This window comes from Pseudooceanicola lipolyticus, assembly GCF_002786325.1.
GTDB classification, from domain to species: Bacteria; Pseudomonadota; Alphaproteobacteria; order Rhodobacterales; family Rhodobacteraceae; genus Pseudooceanicola_C; species Pseudooceanicola_C lipolyticus.
In genome coordinates this window covers 1-1,083 of the sequence record NZ_PGTB01000370.1, presented here as the reverse complement: position 1 = coordinate 1,083, position 1,083 = coordinate 1, and the positions used below count along the sequence as shown (strand labels likewise).

The window sequence follows — 1,083 nt, the reverse complement described above, 5'->3', positions numbered from 1 at the left end:
GGCTCCTACCTTGCCGAATTCCTGCTCGCAAAGGGCTACGAGGTGCACGGCATCAAGCGCCGGGCGTCGCTGTTCAACACCCAGCGGATCGACCATATCTACGAGGATCCGCATGCCAACCACGCCCAGCTGCGGCTGCATTACGGCGATCTGACCGACACCTCGAACCTGACCCGGATCATCCAGGAGGTGCAGCCCGACGAGATCTACAATCTCGGCGCGCAGTCCCACGTGGCGGTCAGCTTCGAGGCGCCGGAATATACCGCCGATGTCGACGCGGTCGGCACCCTGCGCCTGCTCGAGGCGGTGCGCTTCCTCGGGCTGGAAAACAAGACCCGCTTCTACCAGGCCTCGACCTCGGAGCTTTACGGCCAGGTGCAGGAGGTGCCGCAGACCGAGACCACGCCGTTCCACCCGCGCTCGCCCTACGCGGTGGCCAAGATGTATGCCTATTGGATCTGCGTGAACTATCGCGAGGCCTACGGGATCTATGCCTGCAACGGCATCCTGTTCAACCACGAGAGCCCGCGCCGCGGCGAGACCTTCGTCACCCGCAAGATCACCCGCGGGCTGGCCAATATCGCTCAAGGGCTGGAACCCTGTCTCTACATGGGCAATATCGACAGCCTGCGCGACTGGGGCCATGCCAAGGATTACGTGCGCATGCAGTGGCTGATGCTGCAGCAGGAGGCGCCGGAGGATTTCGTCATCGCCACCGGGGTGCAATATTCGGTGCGCGAATTCATCACCTGGACGGCGGCCGAGCTGGGGATCACCCTGGAGTTCAGCGGCACCGGCACCGAGGAGGTCGCCCGGGTGGCGGCGATCAGCGGCGACAAGGCGCCGGCGCTGCGCGTCGGCGACGTGGTGATGCGGATCGACCCGCGCTATTTCCGCCCCGCCGAGGTGGAGACGCTGCTGGGCGATCCGGCCAAGGCCAAGGCCAAGCTCGGCTGGACCCCCGAGATCACCGCGCAACAGATGTGCGCCGAGATGGTGGCCGAGGATCTGAAAACCGCCCGCCGCCACGCGCTGCTGAAGGAACACGGGCTGGAACTGCCGGTGGCGCTGGAGGGGTAGGGC

1 protein-coding gene is annotated in these 1,083 nt (G+C 65.7%); it reads left to right on the top strand.

Features of this window, described 5'->3' with window-relative positions; genetic code table 11:
• A partial coding sequence (gmd, locus tag CVM52_RS26000; RefSeq protein WP_100165082.1) for a GDP-mannose 4,6-dehydratase occupies window positions 1-1,080 on the top strand: 1,080 nt, incomplete at its 5' end.
• Window positions 1,081-1,083 lie beyond the last annotated feature (3 nt).